Genomic DNA, 15499 nt, shown 5'->3' with positions numbered 1-15499 from the left:
CACCCTTCGATGCAGAGAGGCGCCGCACCATGGTGCAGATCAAGACCCCCGAGCAGATCGCCAAGATGCGTGAGGCGGGCCTGGTGGTCGCTGCCATTCACGCGGCCACCCGGGAGGCGGCGGTTCCCGGCGCCACGACGGCGGACCTGGACCGGGTCGCCCGGAAGGTCATCGCCGACCACGGCGCGAAGTCGAACTTCCTGGGGTACGGCGGTTTTCCCGCGACGATCTGCACGTCGGTCAACGAGGTCGTCGTCCACGGCATCCCGGACGACAAGACCGTCCTCAAGGACGGCGACATCATCTCCATCGACGCCGGCGCGATCGTCGACGGCTGGCACGGCGACGCCGCGTACACCGCGTTCGTGGGCACCGGTCACGCACCGGAGCTGGTCGAGCTCTCCCGGGTGACCGAGGAGTCCATGTGGGCCGGTATCGCCGCGATGAAAGTGAACAACCGCCTCGTCGACATCTCGAAGGCGATCGAGTCCTACATCCGCCGCCAGCCCCGTCCGGCGACCGGCAAGTACGGGATCATCGAGGACTACGGCGGCCACGGCATCGGCACCGAGATGCACATGGACCCGCACCTGCTGAACTACGTCTCGCGGGGGCGCGGCAAGGGCATCCGGCTGGTGCCCGGCGTCTGCCTGGCGATCGAGCCGATGGTCTCGCTCGGTACGGCGAAGACCGAGGTGCTCCAGGACGACTGGACCGTGATCACGACGGACGGCACCTGGTCCTCGCACTGGGAGCACTCGATCGCCCTGACCGAGCAGGGCCCGCTGGTCCTGACCGCCCCCGACTGCGGGCGGGCGAAGCTGGCGCAGTACGGCATCGAGGCGGCGCCGGATCCGCTCGGCTGATCCTCCCCGAGGTCTTGAGGACCAGGGGAGATACCACGGCCGATCGGGGCCCGTACGGCCCGAGTGGTCCGGCGGCCCCTCCGGAGCCCTGTCGGGCGACGGGGCGATTCGACTCCCAGACGCCGCGACGCCGCTGACAATCGTGGGCGAGGTCGTAAGGATCTACTCCGCCGGGCAAACTTGACGGATTCGTCTTTTGGAGTCCGCTGACGTAGACTGACGCGTCGGCTCTCGTGCATCCGTGTGTCCACATTTCCACATCCCGATGCCGGAAGCTGATCAAGGTAGCCGATTCGAAGGGCGAAGCGTGGCCAAGAAGCAAGGTGCCATCGAAATTGAGGGCACCGTGATCGAGTCCCTCCCGAACGCCATGTTCAAGGTGGAGCTCCAGAACGGTCACAAGGTCCTCGCGCACATCAGCGGCAAGATGCGGATGCACTACATCCGGATCCTCCCGGATGACCGGGTCGTCGTGGAGCTTTCTCCGTACGACCTGACGCGTGGCCGGATCGTCTACCGCTACAAGTAGATCTTGCCCGCGCCGCGCTCCGTCGCGGTGATGGCACTGACCCGGAGAACCTGACATCCCATGAAGGTCAAGCCGAGCGTCAAGAAGATCTGCGACAAGTGCAAGGTGATCCGCCGTCACGGCCGGGTCATGGTCATCTGCGACAACCTGCGCCACAAGCAGCGCCAGGGCTGACGCACGACCACCTGCATCTCGCAGCACTTCGCGCGACGCACGCAACAACGTACATACGCAGAGTCCGTCCAAGCTTCGGCTGACGGCACCTCCGGCGGGGGCCGGGGACCCGGACGTACCACCTCTCGGACGAGGGGTCGGCGGTCGGGAGCGGCTCTGTGGAAGACCCCCGACACGACAACTGGAGCCATTTCATGGCACGCGTTTCAGGTGTTGACATCCCGCGCGAAAAGCGCGTGGAGGTCGCCCTCACCTACGTCTTCGGCATCGGGCGCACCCGGTCCAAGGAGATCCTCGCCGCCACCGACGTGAACCCGAACACCCGCGTTCGCGACCTGGCCGAAGAAGACCTGATCAAGATCCGCGAGTACGTGGACGCCAACCTCCGCACCGAGGGTGACCTCCGCCGCGAGATCCAGGCCGACATCCGCCGCAAGGTCGAGATCGGCTGCTACCAGGGTCTGCGTCACCGCCGCGGCCTGCCGGTCCACGGCCAGCGCACCAGCACGAACGCTCGTACCCGCAAGGGCCCGCGTCGCGCGATCGCCGGTAAGAAGAAGCCGGGCAAGAAGTAGTCCTCAGCGGACGCACTGCGGCTGTCCGGGCCACCGGAACCCGCAGCAACCAGCGGTCTTCGCTGTAGGACCGATCACCTCCCCTCTCCATCTGGAGTCAAGACATGCCCCCCAAGGGACGTCAGGGCGCAACCAAGAAGGTGCGTCGCAAGGAAAAGAAGAACGTCGCTCACGGCCACGCGCACATCAAGAGCACGTTCAACAACACGATCGTCTCGATCACGGACCCCTCGGGCAACGTGATCTCCTGGGCCTCGGCCGGCCACGTCGGCTTCAAGGGCTCGCGCAAGTCCACCCCCTTCGCCGCGCAGATGGCCGCCGAGTCGGCCGCCCGCCGCGCGCAGGAGCACGGCATGCGCAAGGTCGACGTCTTCGTGAAGGGTCCGGGCTCCGGCCGCGAGACCGCGATCCGTTCGCTCCAGGCCACCGGCCTGGAGGTCGGTTCGATCCAGGACGTCACCCCCACCCCGCACAACGGATGCCGGCCGCCCAAGCGCCGTCGCGTCTGATCTTCGCGCGGTAAAGCACTGCGGGTCCGGGCGGTACGGCCCCTCTTCGGGTCGTACCGCCCGTACCCTTGTCAGTACCTGGGGGCGTCAAATAGTGGGCGCCCACGACTGAAGGATCTCCACCATGCTTATCGCTCAGCGTCCGTCGCTGACCGAAGAGGTCGTTGACGAGTTCCGCTCCCGGTTCGTGATCGAGCCGCTGGAGCCGGGCTTCGGATACACCCTCGGCAACTCCCTCCGCCGCACGCTCCTCTCCTCGATCCCCGGTGCCGCCGTCACCAGCATCCGGATCGACGGTGTCCTGCACGAGTTCACCACCGTGCCGGGCGTCAAGGAGGACGTGACCGACCTCATCCTCAACATCAAGCAGCTGGTCGTCTCCTCGGAGCACGACGAGCCGGTCGTGATGTACCTGCGCAAGCAGGGCCCCGGCCTGGTCACCGCCGCGGACATCGCCCCGCCGGCCGGTGTCGAGGTGCACAACCCGGACCTGGTCCTGGCCACGCTGAACGGCAAGGGCAAGCTGGAGATGGAGCTGACCGTCGAGCGCGGTCGCGGCTACGTCTCCGCCGTCCAGAACAAGCAGGTGGGCCAGGAGATCGGCCGTGTCCCGGTCGACTCCATCTACTCGCCGGTGCTCAAGGTCACCTACAAGGTCGAGGCGACCCGTGTCGAGCAGCGCACCGACTTCGACAAGCTGATCGTCGACGTCGAGACCAAGCAGGCCATGCGGCCGCGTGACGCCATGGCGTCGGCGGGCAAGACCCTGGTCGAGCTGTTCGGCCTGGCGCGCGAGCTCAACATCGACGCCGAGGGCATCGACATGGGCCCGTCCCCGACGGACGCCGCGCTCGCCGCCGATCTGGCGCTGCCGATCGAGGAGCTGGAGCTCACGGTCCGCTCGTACAACTGCCTCAAGCGCGAGGGCATCCACTCGGTGGGCGAGCTGGTGGCCCGTTCCGAGGCCGACCTGCTCGACATCCGCAACTTCGGTGCGAAGTCGATCGACGAGGTCAAGGCGAAGCTGGCCGGCATGGGCCTGGCGCTCAAGGACAGCCCGCCCGGATTCGACCCGACCGCCGCCGCCGACGCCTTCGGCGCCGACGACGACGCGGACGCCGGTTTCGCGGAGACCGAGCAGTACTGAACCGCCTCCGGCCGGGGCGCCCGGGATTCCCGGGCGCCCCGGACCGGGGTTCGGGCCCTGTCCTCCCTGTGGGACGGGCCCGACCTGGATCTCCCGCGTGGCGTCCGCCGCGCGGGAACTGACACCGGTACCTGACACGGCCGGTGCAGCACACAAGGAGAAGAACCATGCCGAAGCCCGCCAAGGGTGCCCGTCTGGGCGGCAGCGCCGCGCACGAGAAGCTGCTTCTGAACAACCTCGCGAAGTCGCTGTTCGAGCACGGCCGCATCACGACGACCGAGGCCAAGGCCCGCCGCCTGCGTCCGGTCGCCGAGCGCTTTATCACCAAGGCGAAGAAGGGCGACATCCACAACCGTCGCCTGGTGCTGCAGTCGATTACGGACAAGGGCGTCGTCCACACGCTCTTCACCGAGATCGCCCCGCGGTACGAGAACCGCCCCGGTGGTTACACCCGCATCACCAAGATCGGCAACCGTCGTGGCGACAACGCCCCGATGGCCGTGATCGAGCTGGTCGAGGCGCTGACCGTGGCCCAGCAGGCCACCGGTGAGGCCGAGGCCGCCACGAAGCGCGCGGTCAAGGAGGACGCCCTGAAGAAGGACGCCGCCGAGGCCGTCGAGGACGCCAAGCCGGCCGAGGCCGCCGAGGCGGAGTCCAAGGACGCCTGAGTCCGAGGACGCCTGAGTCCGAGGACGCCTGAGCGTTCCGAGACCGCTGGACGGGCCCGCATCACCCTTCGGGGCGGTGCGGGCCCGTTCCGTAGGCACGGGCAGAAAGAGATCTGTGGGTGAGTGACGGTGGCTGACGAGGTGGAGCCCGGGTCCGTACGGCTGCGGCTGGACCTGGCGTACGACGGCAAGGACTTCTCCGGCTGGGCGAAACAGACCGGGCGGCGGACCGTGCAGGGCGAGATCGAGGACGCGCTGCGGACCGTGACCCGTTCGGCGCGGACGTACGACCTGACCGTGGCCGGACGCACGGACGCGGGGGTGCACGCGCGGGGGCAGGTCGCCCATGTGGACCTGCCGGACGAGGTGTGGGCCGAGCACGGCGACAAGCTGCTGCGGCGGATGGCCGGACGGATGGCGCCCGATGTGCGGATCTGGCGGATCGCCGAGGCCCCGACCGGGTTCAACGCCCGCTTCTCGGCGCTGTGGCGTCGTTACGCGTACCGCGTCTGCGACCGTCCCGGTGGCGTGGATCCGCTGTTGCGCGGTCATGTCCTTTGGCATGACCGGCCGTTGGACGTCGACGCGATGAACGAGGCGGCGGCGCGGATGACCGGCGAGCACGACTTCGCGGCGTACTGCAAGAAGCGCGACGGCGCCACGACCATCCGCACGCTCCAGAAGCTGAGTTGGGTGCGGGACGAGACGTCGGGCATCCTGACGGCGACCGTGCAGGCCGACGCGTTCTGCCACAACATGGTGCGGGCGCTGATCGGCGCGGCGCTGTTCGTCGGGGACGGGCGCCGCGAGCCCGAGTGGCCCGCCCGGGTGCTGGCGGCGCGGGTACGGAACCCGGGGGTGCACGTGGTGCGCCCGCACGGCCTGACGCTGGAGGAAGTCGCCTACCCGGCCGACGAGCTGCTGGCCGCCCGCGCCGAGCAGGCGCGCAATGTGCGCACGCTCCCCGGGGCGGACGGCACCGGTGCCGGTGGTGACCGGGACGACGAGGGCTGCTGCTGAGCGTCCGCCCGGTTCGGGGCCCTGGGCTCGGGACGGCAGGACGACGGGGGAGCGGATCGGGGGCCGCGGATCGGTCCGCGGCCCCGGACGGCCCGTCAGCCGGTCTGGGCGGTGGCGGCGGCGGATGCCTGGAGCTCGCCGCGGTGGTGGATCTGACGGAACGTGAAGTTCGTCAGGTCGTTGCCGGTGGCGTAGACGTTCTTGTCGTCCGTGGTGACGTTCTTGCCGTCGGTGAAGCCGCTGATGGAGAAGTAGGCGTAGCGGCCGTAGGAGTTGGCGGTGCGACGGCAGACCGTTCCGGCGGGGCAGAAGGCCGGTACGCCGGCGCCGCCGAGCGCGGCGATGCCGCCGGTGGACTGCTGGGCCGCCCGCCGGGCACGGGCCTCGGTGGGGAAGACGGCGATGCCGACGGTGACGGCGACGCCGTCCTTGGCGTAGGTGGCCCGGACGACCTGCTCGCAGCCGTTGGCGGTGAGGACCTGACCCAGTCCGCTCTTGGTGGGGGCGGCGCAGTTCTCCGTGCGATGGGTCGCGCCCTTGACGTAGACGCGGTCGCCCATCGTCAGCTTCTTGCCGGGGAAGAACGCGTCGACCGTGATCGGTGCCTTGTCCTTCCTGGCGTCGGAGATGTAGTCCTTCGGGTCCGGCGGGGGCGGTGGGGCCACCGAGGAGAAGGACGGCTCCGGGCCGGTGGTCTCGTCAGGCAGGTCCGCCGGTTCGGGGAGATGATCGGCGTTCTTGCCGGCGCTCGTGCCGTTGTCGCCCTTGCCCGTCGTGACGACCGCCGTGGCCACGATGGCGCCCACCGCGGCGGTGGCGAGCACCCCGCCGCCGATCAGCAGCCACTTCTTGCGACGCCCCCGCGCCGCGGACGCGTCGGCGAGCGCTGCCCAGTCCGGAGTCGGCGCGCCTCCTGGCCCCCAGGAGGGCCCCCCTTGCCCAAAGCTCATGCGGCGCATCCTAATGCCGTGCGCCCCGGTACGGCGGGGCGGAAGGCAACGACCTGGGGAACGACGGGGAGCGGGCTCCCGACGCCCTGCGACTCCGCCTCCCGCGTTGTCGTCGGTCACCGATGCTCCGCGTCTCCTCCCTCCTCCGCCTTGGATCCGAAGCCGCACGACGCCGCTCGCTGATCCACTCCCTGTCGTTCCCCGGGTCGTAATCCGTTTGGGCCGGTATCGCGCGACCGTGACAATGCTGCGTATGGGACATCTCGAAGCGGGCCACCTGGAGTACTACCTACCGGACGGGCGGGTGCTGCTCGGTGATGCCTCGTTCCGGGTGGCGGACGGTGCCGTGGTCGCCCTGGTCGGGGCCAACGGCGCCGGGAAGACCACGCTGCTGAAGCTGCTCTCCGGGGAGCTCCAGCCGCACGGCGGCTCGGTCTCGGTGAGCGGCGGCCTCGGGGTGATGCCGCAGTTCGTGGGGTCGGTCCGGGACGAGCGCACGGTCCGGGACCTGCTGGTCTCCGTGGCCCAGCCCCGTATCCGGGAGGCCGCGCTGGCCGTGGACCGGGCCGAGGAGCTGATCCTCACGGTCGACGACGAGCCCGCGCAGATGGCGTACGCGCAGGCCCTGAGCGACTGGGCGGAGGCGCGCGGCTACGAGGCCGAGACGGTCTGGGACATGTGCACCACGGCCGCGCTCGGCATCCCGTACGAGAAGGCGCAGTGGCGCGAGGTGCGCACGCTGTCCGGCGGGGAGCAGAAGCGGCTGGTGCTGGAGGCGCTGCTGCGCGGGCCGGACGAGGTGCTGCTGCTCGACGAGCCGGACAACTACCTCGACGTCCCCGGCAAGCGCTGGCTGGAGGAGAAGCTGAAGGAGACCCGCAAGACGGTCCTCTTCGTCTCCCACGACCGCGAACTGCTCGCCCGCGCCGCCGAGAAGATCGTCAGCGTGGAGCCGGGCCCGGCGGGCAGCGACGTATGGGTGCACGGCGGCGGCTTCGACACGTACCACCAGGCCCGCAGGGACCGGTTCGCCCGGTTCGAGGAGCTGATGCGGCGCTGGGAGGAGGAGCACGCCCGGCTGAAGGCGCTGGTCCTGCGGCTGCGGCAGCAGGCCGCGAACAGCCCCGACATGGCGTCCCGCTACCGGGCCATGCAGACCCGGTTCAAGAAGTTCGAGGAGGCGGGTCCGCCGCCGGAGCCGCCGCGCGAGCAGGACATCAGGATGCGGCTGCGCGGCGGGCGGACCGGCGTGCGGGCGGTCACCTGCGAGGGGCTGGAGCTCACCGGGCTGATGAAGCCGTTCGACCTGGAGGTCTTCTACGGGGAACGGGTCGCCGTCCTCGGTTCGAACGGCTCCGGGAAGTCCCACTTCCTGCGGCTGCTCGCGGGCGAGCCGGTGGCGCACACGGGGACGTGGAAGCTGGGCGCCCGGGTGGTGCCGGGGCACTTCGCGCAGACGCACGCCCACCCGGAGCTGCTGGGGCACACGCTCGTCGAGATCCTGTGGAAGGAGCACGCCAAGGACCGGGGCGGGGCGATGTCGGTGCTGCGCCGCTACGAGCTGGAGCGGCAGGGCGACCAGCCGTTCGAGAAGCTGTCCGGCGGGCAGCAGGCCCGGTTCCAGATCCTGTTGCTGGAGCTGGCCGGGACGACCGCGCTGCTGCTGGACGAGCCGACGGACAACCTGGACCTGGAGTCGGCCGAGGCACTGCAGGACGGTCTGGAGGTGTACGAGGGGACGGTGCTGGCCGTCACGCACGACCGGTGGTTCGCGAAGTCCTTCGACCGGTATCTGGTGTTCGGCTCGGACGGTGTCGTACGGGAGTCGAAGGAGCCGGTCTGGGACGAGCGGAGGGTCGAGCGGGCGCGGTGAGCCGGGCCGCACGTGCGACGGCGGGACGGGGGCTGCCGCGCGGGTGGGCGGTCCGGTTCCGCCCGCGCGTCGGTGCGTCTGCGGGTTCGTGCGGTGCGCGGTGCGCGGCAGGGGTGTCGCCGCCTCCCGTACGGGGGCCGGGAGGCGGCGACGGTGCGGGGGAGCGGCGTCAGCCCGCCCAGACGTCCTCCACGTAGCGGTTCTCGTCCATGAGCGCGGCCAGCCAGTCCTCGGCACTCCGCGCGTCGTCCTTCGCGTGGTCGCGGTGGATCCGCTGGAACGCCTCGCGCACCGCGGGGGCCATCGCGCGGCCGTCGCCGCAGACGCGGACATGGGCACCGGCCTCCAGCAGTTCCCAGATCCGGTCCGCCTCGCGGGCGATGCGGTGCTGGACGAAGCGGTCGCCGTTCTCGGGGGCCCGGGAGAACACCGGGCGCAGGTCGGCCGCCCCGGCCTCCTCGGCCTTCTCCAGCTCGGCGCGGTGCAGGTAGTCCACGTCCGGGTGGTCGCAGCCGAAGTAGCAGACGAGGGGTGCCCGGTCGGGCCGCGGCTCGGCGGCGCGTTCGGCGATGGCGGCGCGGAACGGGGCGAGCCCGGTGCCGGCGCTCACGGTGATGACGGGCACGGACGGGTCCTCCGGGAGCCGGAACACGTCCCGGCAGGGGGCGCTGCGGGCGTGCACGGTGTCGCCGGGCTCGACCGTGCTCAGGTACGCGGGGCCCGCGCCCAGGAAGGTGCCCTTGCCGCTGCGGTGGGGCGCCGGTGCCGCCGCGACCATCAGGTCGACGGTGTCGGGCGAGGTCGCGGGCGACGAGGAGATCGAGTAGTAGCGCGGCCGCATCGGGGGCAGGGCCTCCAGCAGGAGCGCCAGCGACGGCCGCAGGGACGGGTAGCGCTCCAGCAGGAGCGGCACGGTGGGCAGGGCCTCGTCGGTCGCGGACCGCGGGGCGGCTGCCAGTTCCTCCAGCGCGATCCTGTCCGGCGGGCAGGGGGCGACGGACGCGAGGAGTTCGGCGCCCCGCGCGGTGACGGGCTGGGCCAGTTCCACGAAGTGCGTCAGCAGCGCGCGTACGCTCAGCGGCCGGTCCACCGGCAGCGGGTCGCGGCCCGTTGCCGTCGTCCGCAGCCGGACCACCCGGTCGAGGTCGAGGCCGAGGAGCGCGGCGGTGCTCTCCACCAGCGCGGCCGGGTTGGCCGGCCGGACGAGCAGGTGGTCGCCGGTGCGGTAGTCGGCGCCGGCCGGGAGCCGCAGCCGGATGTGGCGCTTGGAGCGGGCCAGCGGGCTGGTGGTGTCGCACAGGTCCTCGTTGGACAGCACCTCCAGGGGCAGCAGCTCGTCGCCCTCCGGCGACATGCCGAGGCCGTCGGCGTCCGGGGCGTCGTCGGTGTCCTCCACCGTGTAGCGGGGGGCGGTCTCCTCGGGCTCCGTGCCGTCGGTGGGCTCTCCGTAGCGGTCGAGCAGGGCCGACCACAGGCCGGTGCCCCAGCGGGCGGTCTCGTCGGTGCCGTCGGCGCCCATGTCGATCGCCGCCCGCTCCACCACGGGTTCGGCCCCGGCGGCGGACAGCCGCTCGTCGATCAGGGCGGGGATCTTCTGGTAGGTGGCGGCCCAGTTGCGGTCGCCGAGGCCGAGGACGGCGTACGGGACCCCGGCGAGGCGCGTGTCCTCGGCGTCGTCCGAGAGCCAGGACACGAAGCGGGCGGCGTCGTCGGTCGGGCGCCCGTTGTAGGAAGCGGTGACGATCACCACGGGACGGCCGGGGGCCAGGGTGTCCACGGCGTCGTCCAGCCGGCCGACCTCGGGGGTGAAGCCGTGCCGGGCCGCCCGGTCCGCGAGGTCGTGGGCGAGCGACCGGCAGGCGCCGAGGTTGGAGCCGTAGAGCACGGTGAGCGCGGTGCCGGGGGCGCGCAGCGCGGGGGCGGTCTCCTCGGGCGGGGCGGCGACGGAGGCGGCGGGCGGGCGGACGCGGGCGCGGTCGGCGTCCGTCCTGCGTATCGGGGTGAGGGTGAAGCCGTCCGGCTTGAGGGTCAGGGTCTCCTTGATCCGCAGCCGGTAGTGGGAGTGGTCCACCAGCCGGTAGCGGTGGATGAGCAGGCCGAGCAGCAGCGTGGCCTCGTGCAGCGCGAACTGCCGCCCGATACAGGAGCGTTCGCCGTTGCCGAACGGCTTGAACAGGTGCGGGTCGCGCTCGGCCACCCGCTCCGGGTCGAAGCGCGACGGGTCGAACAGCTCGGGGTTGTCCCCCCAGCCGGGGTCGCGGTGGAGCATCGGCGTGAGGACGACGGCGCTCTGGCCCCGGCGCAGCGGGTAGCGCCCGCCGAGCACGGTGTCCTCCAGGGGTTCCAGGGCGAAGGCGGGGGCGGTCGGCCACAGCCGCAGCCCCTCGTTGAGGACCTGGCGGATGTAGCGCAGCCGGCCGACGTCCTCGTAGGTGGGATCGGGGTCGGCGTCCTCGCCCCACAGGGCGGCCGTCTCCTCCTGGGCCCTGGCCAGCACCGCGGGGTGCTTGAGCAGGTAGTACAGCGCGAAGGAGAGGGCGCCGCTGGTGGTTTCGTGCCCGGCGATCAGGAAGGTGATCACCTGGTGGCGGATGTTGACGTCGTCGAGCGGTTCGCCGGTGTCCTTGTCGCGGGCGTGCAGCATCAGCCCCAGCAGGTCGTCCGCGCCGTCGGTGCGGTCGGGGCCGGCGGCCCGGCGGCGCCGGACGACCTCGTCGACGAGCCCGTTCATGGCCGCGACGTCGGCCGCGTTGCGCGCGTTGCGGGAGCGGTAGAGGAAGTCGAGGCCCGGGATGAACTGCGGTTTGGCCTGGGCGTGGGCCAGCGCCCGCACCATCGAGCCGATGAAGGGGTGCGGGGTGTCGCGGCCGAAGGAGTCGAAGTCGTAGCCGAAGCCGCACAGGCCGATGGTGTCGAGGGTGAGCCGGGTCATGTCGCCGGGCACGTCCACCGGGCGGCCCGCCTGCCGGTCCCAGTGGGCGATCAGTTTGCGCGCCACCTTCAGCATCGCGGGGTGGTAGTCGCGCAGCGCGTTCGCCGCGAAGGCGGGCAGCAGGATGTTGTGCGCCCTGCGCCAGTTCGGCTCCTCGCCGTACGCGGTGAACAGGCCGTCGCCCGCGAAGTCGCGCACCGCCTCCAGGGCGTCGGTCACCGTCTTGCGGAAGCGCGACTCGTCGCACAGCTCGGCCACCAGGTCCAGCGAGGAGACGATCAGCATTTCCTGATCGAAGATGCGCAGCGTGTATATGGGCCCCAGGGCGCGCGCCTCCCGCATCGAGTACAGGAGGAAGCCGTCCGAGGGCATGGTCAGCGCGTGCCCGACGAAGGGCAGTGAGCCCCTCTCCGGTGCCTTGCCCGGTGCAGGAGCCCTGCCCCTGCCCTTGCCCGGCAGCAAGCTCGTGATCGCCATCTTTCCGCCCTTCGCTGGTGCGTCGCGTGATGCCGTCCGCCGTTACTGTACGACCGACTTTGTCAGCCGACAAAGTCGACTGACATGTTCGCACGCTCATGTTGTTAGGATCGGTCGCATGGCTCACGTAAGCGCCGCAGACCGCCGTCCCCAGCTCATCGCGGCGGCCATCGATCTCATGGGGCGCGAGGGGGTCGCCGCGGGCAGCACGCGGGCCATCGCCTCGGAACTCGGGGTCGCCCAGGCGACCGTGCACTACACCTTCGGGGCCAAGGCGGACCTGTACCGGGCCGTCCTGGAGAGCCTGTCCGCGGAGATGGTGACCAGGGTCCGCGCGGCGTCGGGCCGCAGCTCAAGGACGTTCGAAGGGGCGTTCCGTGCCATCGGGGGCGTGCTGTGGCGCCAGCTCTGCGAGCACCCGGAGCGGCATCTCCTGATGCATGAACTCGTCACCTTCGCCCTGCGCAGCCCGGAGCTGAGGGGTGTCGTCGAGCGCTACTACCGCGACATCCAGGAGACGGCGGCGGGGATCATCGCCGAGGCCGCGGAACGGGCCGGGCAGGTGCCCGCCGTGCCGCCGATGGAATTGGCGCGTTTCTTTCTCTCCGGTTTCGAAGGTCTCTCGCTGGAGCTCCTGGTGCGGGGCGGCCGTCCCGAGGCGGACATGGAACGCTCGATGGAACAGCTGACGGCGGCGACGGTGGCCCTCGCGGTGCCGGGCGGGCCGCCGGCCCCGCCGCTGCCGACGGCGGGCTGAGGGCCTGTCGGGTCCCGCCCGCCGACGCGTCGAGGCGGCCGGACGGGGCGTCGGCGCGCCCGACGCGGCCCGCGGGCTTCCCGGCGGGCGTGGGCCGGGGCGATTTTGACCCGCGCAGGGGGCGACGGTAGTCTGCTGCTTTGTTATGCGTATTGGCTTGGTCGTTCTCACGCGAGGGGCCCTTACGCCGGTCCACCGGGCCGATGACCAGCGGCAGGCACTCGGGTTGCGTCCCCGTGGAGCCGCCAGGGCTGGTGCGATCGGCCGGGTGGCCTTGTCAGGACCCACTCACTGAAGAAGCGAAGGCTACGACCGTGCGTACGTACAGCCCCAAGCCCGGAGATGTGACGCGCCAGTGGCACGTCATCGACGCCCAGGACGTCGTCCTGGGCCGTCTGGCCACCACGGCCGCGAATCTCCTCCGCGGCAAGCACAAGGCGATCTACGCCCCCCACATGGACATGGGCGACTTCGTCATCATCATCAACGCCGACAAGGTCCACCTGTCCGGCAACAAGAAGACCCAGAAGATGGCGTACCGCCACTCCGGGTTCCCGGGCGGTCTCCGCTCCGTCCGTTACGACGAGCTGCTCGCCAAGAACCCCGAGAAGGCCGTCGAGAAGGCCATCAAGGGCATGATCCCCAAGAACAGCCTGGGCCGACAGGTTCTCTCGAAGCTCAAGGTCTACGCGGGCGACCAGCACCCCCACGCTGCTCAGCAGCCGGTCCCGTACGAGATCAGCCAGGTCGCGCAGTAGTTCCGGCCTCCCCCTAAGACCAAGAGAAAGATCTGAGGAGAATCGTGGCCGAGACCACTGTTGAGAACCCGGTCGAGGGCGAAGAGGTTTTCGCCGAGGTGACCACCTTCGAGTCGGAGGTTCCCGTCGAGGGCGAGTACACCAGCGAGTCGCTGGCGTCGCGCTTCGGCGACCCGCAGCCCGCCGCCGGCCTCGGCCGTCGGAAGAACGCCATTGCCCGCGTCCGGATCGTTCCGGGCACCGGCAAGTGGAAGATCAACGGTCGCACCCTTGAGGACTACTTCCCCAACAAGGTGCACCAGCAGGAAGTCAACGAGCCCTTCAAGGTGCTCGAGCTCGACGACCGCTACGACGTCATCGCCCGCATCTCGGGCGGCGGCGTCTCGGGTCAGGCCGGTGCCCTGCGCCTCGGCGTGGCCCGTGCGCTGAACGAGGCGGACGTCGACAACAACCGCCCGACGCTGAAGAAGGCCGGCTTCCTCTCCCGCGACGACCGTGCGGTCGAGCGCAAGAAGGCCGGTCTCAAGAAGGCCCGCAAGGCGCCGCAGTACAGCAAGCGCTAATCCGCCTGCTCGCCTGCTTTACACGTTCGCCCCGGCGGCACACCTCGTGCTGGCCGGGGCGTTCGTCTATGGGCACCCCCGGGCGTATAACGGCATAAGGCGTTCATACGCTTTTAAGCGCACGGGTGTGGTGCTGTTGCGACCCGTGTGCTGTGTGTGCCGTGTCTGCGCGGTGCTCCGGATGCCGGCCCGGTGGTGCTCGGCGTCCGGCCCCAGGTGGTGCGCAGGGGGCGGCTGCATTGCTTTGCTTTGGTTTGTCTTGGTTTGTTGTGCGGTTTCGAAGAATCTTCGGAGGACACCAGTGGGACGACTCTTCGGCACGGACGGTGTGCGCGGTGTCGCCAACGCGGACCTGACGGCCGAGCTCGCGCTCGGACTGTCGGTCGCTGCGGCGCATGTGCTCGCCGAGGCGGGCACCTTCGAGGGGCATCGGCCGACCGCCGTGGTGGGGCGCGACCCGCGTGCGTCCGGGGAGTTCCTGGAGGCCGCCGTCGTCGCCGGGCTCGCCAGCGCGGGCGTGGACGTGCTGCGGGTCGGGGTGCTGCCGACCCCCGCGGTGGCGCATCTGACCGGCGCGCTCGGCGCCGACCTCGGTGTGATGCTCTCCGCCAGCCACAACGCCATGCCGGACAACGGCATCAAGTTCTTCGCCCGTGGCGGTCACAAGCTCGCCGACGAGCTGGAGGACCGGATCGAGACGGTCTACGAGCAGCACCGCACCGGTGAGCCGTGGACGCGTCCGACGGGTGCCGGGGTGGGCCGGGTCACCGACTACACCGAGGGCTTCGACCGGTACGTGAACCACCTCGTCGGCGTCCTCCCGAACCGGCTCGACGGGCTGAAGGTCGTCCTCGACGAGGCGCACGGCGCCGCCTCCCGGGTCTCGCCCGAGGCGTTCGCGCGGGCCGGTGCCGAGGTCGTCACGATCGGCGCCGACCCGGACGGCCTGAACATCAACGACAACTGCGGATCCACCCACCTGGACCTGCTGAAGGCCGCCGTCGTCGAGCACGGCGCCGACTTCGGCATCGCGCACGACGGCGACGCCGACCGCTGCCTCGCCGTGGACGGCGCGGGCGAGGAGGTCGACGGCGACCAGATCCTGGCCGTGCTCGCGCTCGCCCTGCGCGAGGCCGGGAAGCTGCGCAAGGACACCGTGGTCGGCACGGTCATGTCCAACCTCGGCTTCAAGATGGCCATGGAGCGGGAGGGCATCGAACTCGTCCAGACCGCCGTCGGCGACCGGTACGTGCTGGAGTCGATGAAGGCCGAGGGGTACGCCCTGGGCGGCGAGCAGTCCGGCCACGTCATCGTCCTGGACCACGCGACGACCGGCGACGGCACGCTGACCGGCCTGCTGTTGGCGGCCCGGGTCGCCGCGACCGGCCGTGCGCTGGCCGACCTGGCGGGCGTGATGCAGCGGCTGCCGCAGCTGCTGATCAACGTTCCCGACGTGGACAAGTCCCGGGTGGACACCGCCCCGGAGATCGCCGCCGCCGTCGCCGAGGCCGAGCGCGAGCTGGGCTCCACCGGTCGCGTACTGCTGCGCCAGTCGGGCACGGAGCCCCTGGTACGGGTCATGGTCGAGGCCGCCGACATCGAGCAGGCGCGGGCGGTCGCCGAGCGGCTGGCCGACGTGGTGAAGTCGGCGCTCGGATAGGCCGCGTCTTCGAAGTGCCGTCGTTCGGCCGGAGGCGGCAC

15 protein-coding genes are annotated in these 15499 nt (G+C 70.8%); 13 read left to right on the top strand and 2 right to left on the bottom strand.

What is annotated here, in order from left to right; translation table 11 throughout:
* Window positions 1–29: 29 nt before the first annotated feature.
* The 8 genes from map to truA all read left to right on the top strand — a co-directional run bounded on the left by map (window position 30) and on the right by truA (window position 5488).
* Window positions 30–866 (top strand): type I methionyl aminopeptidase, encoded by an 837-nt coding sequence (gene map, locus ACFYY6_RS02045; RefSeq protein ID WP_351525974.1) that lies wholly within the window; start codon window positions 30–32, stop codon window positions 864–866.
* 307 nt (window positions 867–1173) lie between these two features.
* On the top strand, window positions 1174–1395 hold the full coding sequence (gene infA / locus ACFYY6_RS02040; protein WP_003956442.1) for a translation initiation factor IF-1: 222 nt from the start codon (window positions 1174–1176) through the stop codon (window positions 1393–1395).
* Window positions 1396–1455: 60 nt separating this feature from the next.
* Entirely contained in the window at window positions 1456–1569 is a 114-nt protein-coding gene (gene rpmJ / locus ACFYY6_RS02035; protein WP_003956441.1) for a 50S ribosomal protein L36, read from the top strand.
* 194 nt (window positions 1570–1763) lie between these two features.
* Window positions 1764–2144, top strand: a complete 381-nt coding sequence (gene rpsM / locus ACFYY6_RS02030; protein WP_073786802.1) for a 30S ribosomal protein S13 — start codon at window positions 1764–1766, stop codon at window positions 2142–2144.
* Window positions 2145–2248: 104 nt separating this feature from the next.
* Entirely contained in the window at window positions 2249–2653 is a 405-nt protein-coding gene (rpsK, locus tag ACFYY6_RS02025; RefSeq protein ID WP_125496499.1) for a 30S ribosomal protein S11, read from the top strand.
* A gap of 124 nt (window positions 2654–2777) precedes the next feature.
* Window positions 2778–3800 (top strand): DNA-directed RNA polymerase subunit alpha, encoded by a 1023-nt coding sequence (locus ACFYY6_RS02020; RefSeq protein WP_351525976.1) that lies wholly within the window; start codon window positions 2778–2780, stop codon window positions 3798–3800.
* Between the two features lie 167 nt (window positions 3801–3967).
* Window positions 3968–4468 (top strand): 50S ribosomal protein L17, encoded by a 501-nt coding sequence (rplQ, locus tag ACFYY6_RS02015; RefSeq protein WP_073786806.1) that lies wholly within the window; start codon window positions 3968–3970, stop codon window positions 4466–4468.
* A gap of 129 nt (window positions 4469–4597) precedes the next feature.
* The gene (gene truA / locus ACFYY6_RS02010) at window positions 4598–5488 is read left to right on the top strand and encodes a tRNA pseudouridine(38-40) synthase TruA (protein ID WP_351524422.1); all 891 of its coding nucleotides are present in this window, start codon (window positions 4598–4600) and stop codon (window positions 5486–5488) included.
* Window positions 5489–5583: 95 nt separating this feature from the next.
* Here the strand turns inward: truA and ACFYY6_RS02005 are convergent, their stop codons facing one another.
* Window positions 5584–6438, bottom strand: a complete 855-nt coding sequence (locus ACFYY6_RS02005) for a hypothetical protein (RefSeq protein ID WP_351629516.1) — start codon at window positions 6436–6438, stop codon at window positions 5584–5586.
* A 253-nt stretch (window positions 6439–6691) separates the two neighbouring features.
* Here ACFYY6_RS02005 and ACFYY6_RS02000 point away from each other — a divergent pair, with 253 nt between their 5' ends.
* The gene (locus ACFYY6_RS02000) at window positions 6692–8311 is read left to right on the top strand and encodes an ATP-binding cassette domain-containing protein (RefSeq protein ID WP_351524420.1); all 1620 of its coding nucleotides are present in this window, start codon (window positions 6692–6694) and stop codon (window positions 8309–8311) included.
* Window positions 8312–8480: 169 nt separating this feature from the next.
* Here the strand turns inward: ACFYY6_RS02000 and ACFYY6_RS01995 are convergent, their stop codons facing one another.
* Window positions 8481–11720, bottom strand: a complete 3240-nt coding sequence (locus tag ACFYY6_RS01995; RefSeq protein WP_351524419.1) for a cytochrome P450 — start codon at window positions 11718–11720, stop codon at window positions 8481–8483.
* Between the two features lie 118 nt (window positions 11721–11838).
* Between ACFYY6_RS01995 and ACFYY6_RS01990 the strand changes: the two genes are divergently transcribed.
* The 4 genes from ACFYY6_RS01990 to glmM all read left to right on the top strand — a co-directional run bounded on the left by ACFYY6_RS01990 (window position 11839) and on the right by glmM (window position 15458).
* Complete coding sequence (locus ACFYY6_RS01990; RefSeq protein WP_389191272.1) at window positions 11839–12477, top strand: TetR/AcrR family transcriptional regulator; 639 nt, start codon at window positions 11839–11841, stop codon at window positions 12475–12477.
* 314 nt (window positions 12478–12791) lie between these two features.
* Window positions 12792–13235, top strand: coding sequence for a 50S ribosomal protein L13 (gene rplM, locus ACFYY6_RS01985; RefSeq protein WP_073786810.1), 444 nt, complete (start codon window positions 12792–12794; stop codon window positions 13233–13235).
* A gap of 44 nt (window positions 13236–13279) precedes the next feature.
* The gene (gene rpsI / locus ACFYY6_RS01980) at window positions 13280–13798 is read left to right on the top strand and encodes a 30S ribosomal protein S9 (RefSeq protein WP_073786812.1); all 519 of its coding nucleotides are present in this window, start codon (window positions 13280–13282) and stop codon (window positions 13796–13798) included.
* Window positions 13799–14099: 301 nt separating this feature from the next.
* Window positions 14100–15458 (top strand): phosphoglucosamine mutase, encoded by a 1359-nt coding sequence (glmM, locus tag ACFYY6_RS01975; RefSeq protein WP_351524417.1) that lies wholly within the window; start codon window positions 14100–14102, stop codon window positions 15456–15458.
* The last annotated feature ends 41 nt before the right edge of the window (window positions 15459–15499 follow it).

Source organism: Streptomyces sp. NPDC001750 (genome assembly GCF_042892615.1).
Taxonomy (GTDB): domain Bacteria; phylum Actinomycetota; class Actinomycetes; order Streptomycetales; family Streptomycetaceae; genus Streptomyces.
Note: the sequence above shows the minus strand (reverse complement) of the source record. Positions and strands in the feature narration are given on the sequence as shown.

Coding starts and splice junctions, on each gene's coding strand:
- map (WP_351525974.1), top strand. CDS start 30: ATGGTGCAGATCAAGACCCCCGAGCAGATCGCCAAGATGCGTGAGGCG.
- rpmJ (WP_003956441.1), top strand. CDS start 1,456: ATGAAGGTCAAGCCGAGCGTCAAGAAGATCTGCGACAAGTGCAAGGTG.
- rpsM (WP_073786802.1), top strand. CDS start 1,764: ATGGCACGCGTTTCAGGTGTTGACATCCCGCGCGAAAAGCGCGTGGAG.
- rpsK (WP_125496499.1), top strand. CDS start 2,249: ATGCCCCCCAAGGGACGTCAGGGCGCAACCAAGAAGGTGCGTCGCAAG.
- ACFYY6_RS02020 (WP_351525976.1), top strand. CDS start 2,778: ATGCTTATCGCTCAGCGTCCGTCGCTGACCGAAGAGGTCGTTGACGAG.
- rplQ (WP_073786806.1), top strand. CDS start 3,968: ATGCCGAAGCCCGCCAAGGGTGCCCGTCTGGGCGGCAGCGCCGCGCAC.
- ACFYY6_RS02005 (WP_351629516.1), bottom strand. CDS start 6,438: ATGAGCTTTGGGCAAGGGGGGCCCTCCTGGGGGCCAGGAGGCGCGCCG.
- ACFYY6_RS02000 (WP_351524420.1), top strand. CDS start 6,692: ATGGGACATCTCGAAGCGGGCCACCTGGAGTACTACCTACCGGACGGG.
- ACFYY6_RS01995 (WP_351524419.1), bottom strand. CDS start 11,720: ATGGCGATCACGAGCTTGCTGCCGGGCAAGGGCAGGGGCAGGGCTCCT.
- ACFYY6_RS01990 (WP_389191272.1), top strand. CDS start 11,839: ATGGCTCACGTAAGCGCCGCAGACCGCCGTCCCCAGCTCATCGCGGCG.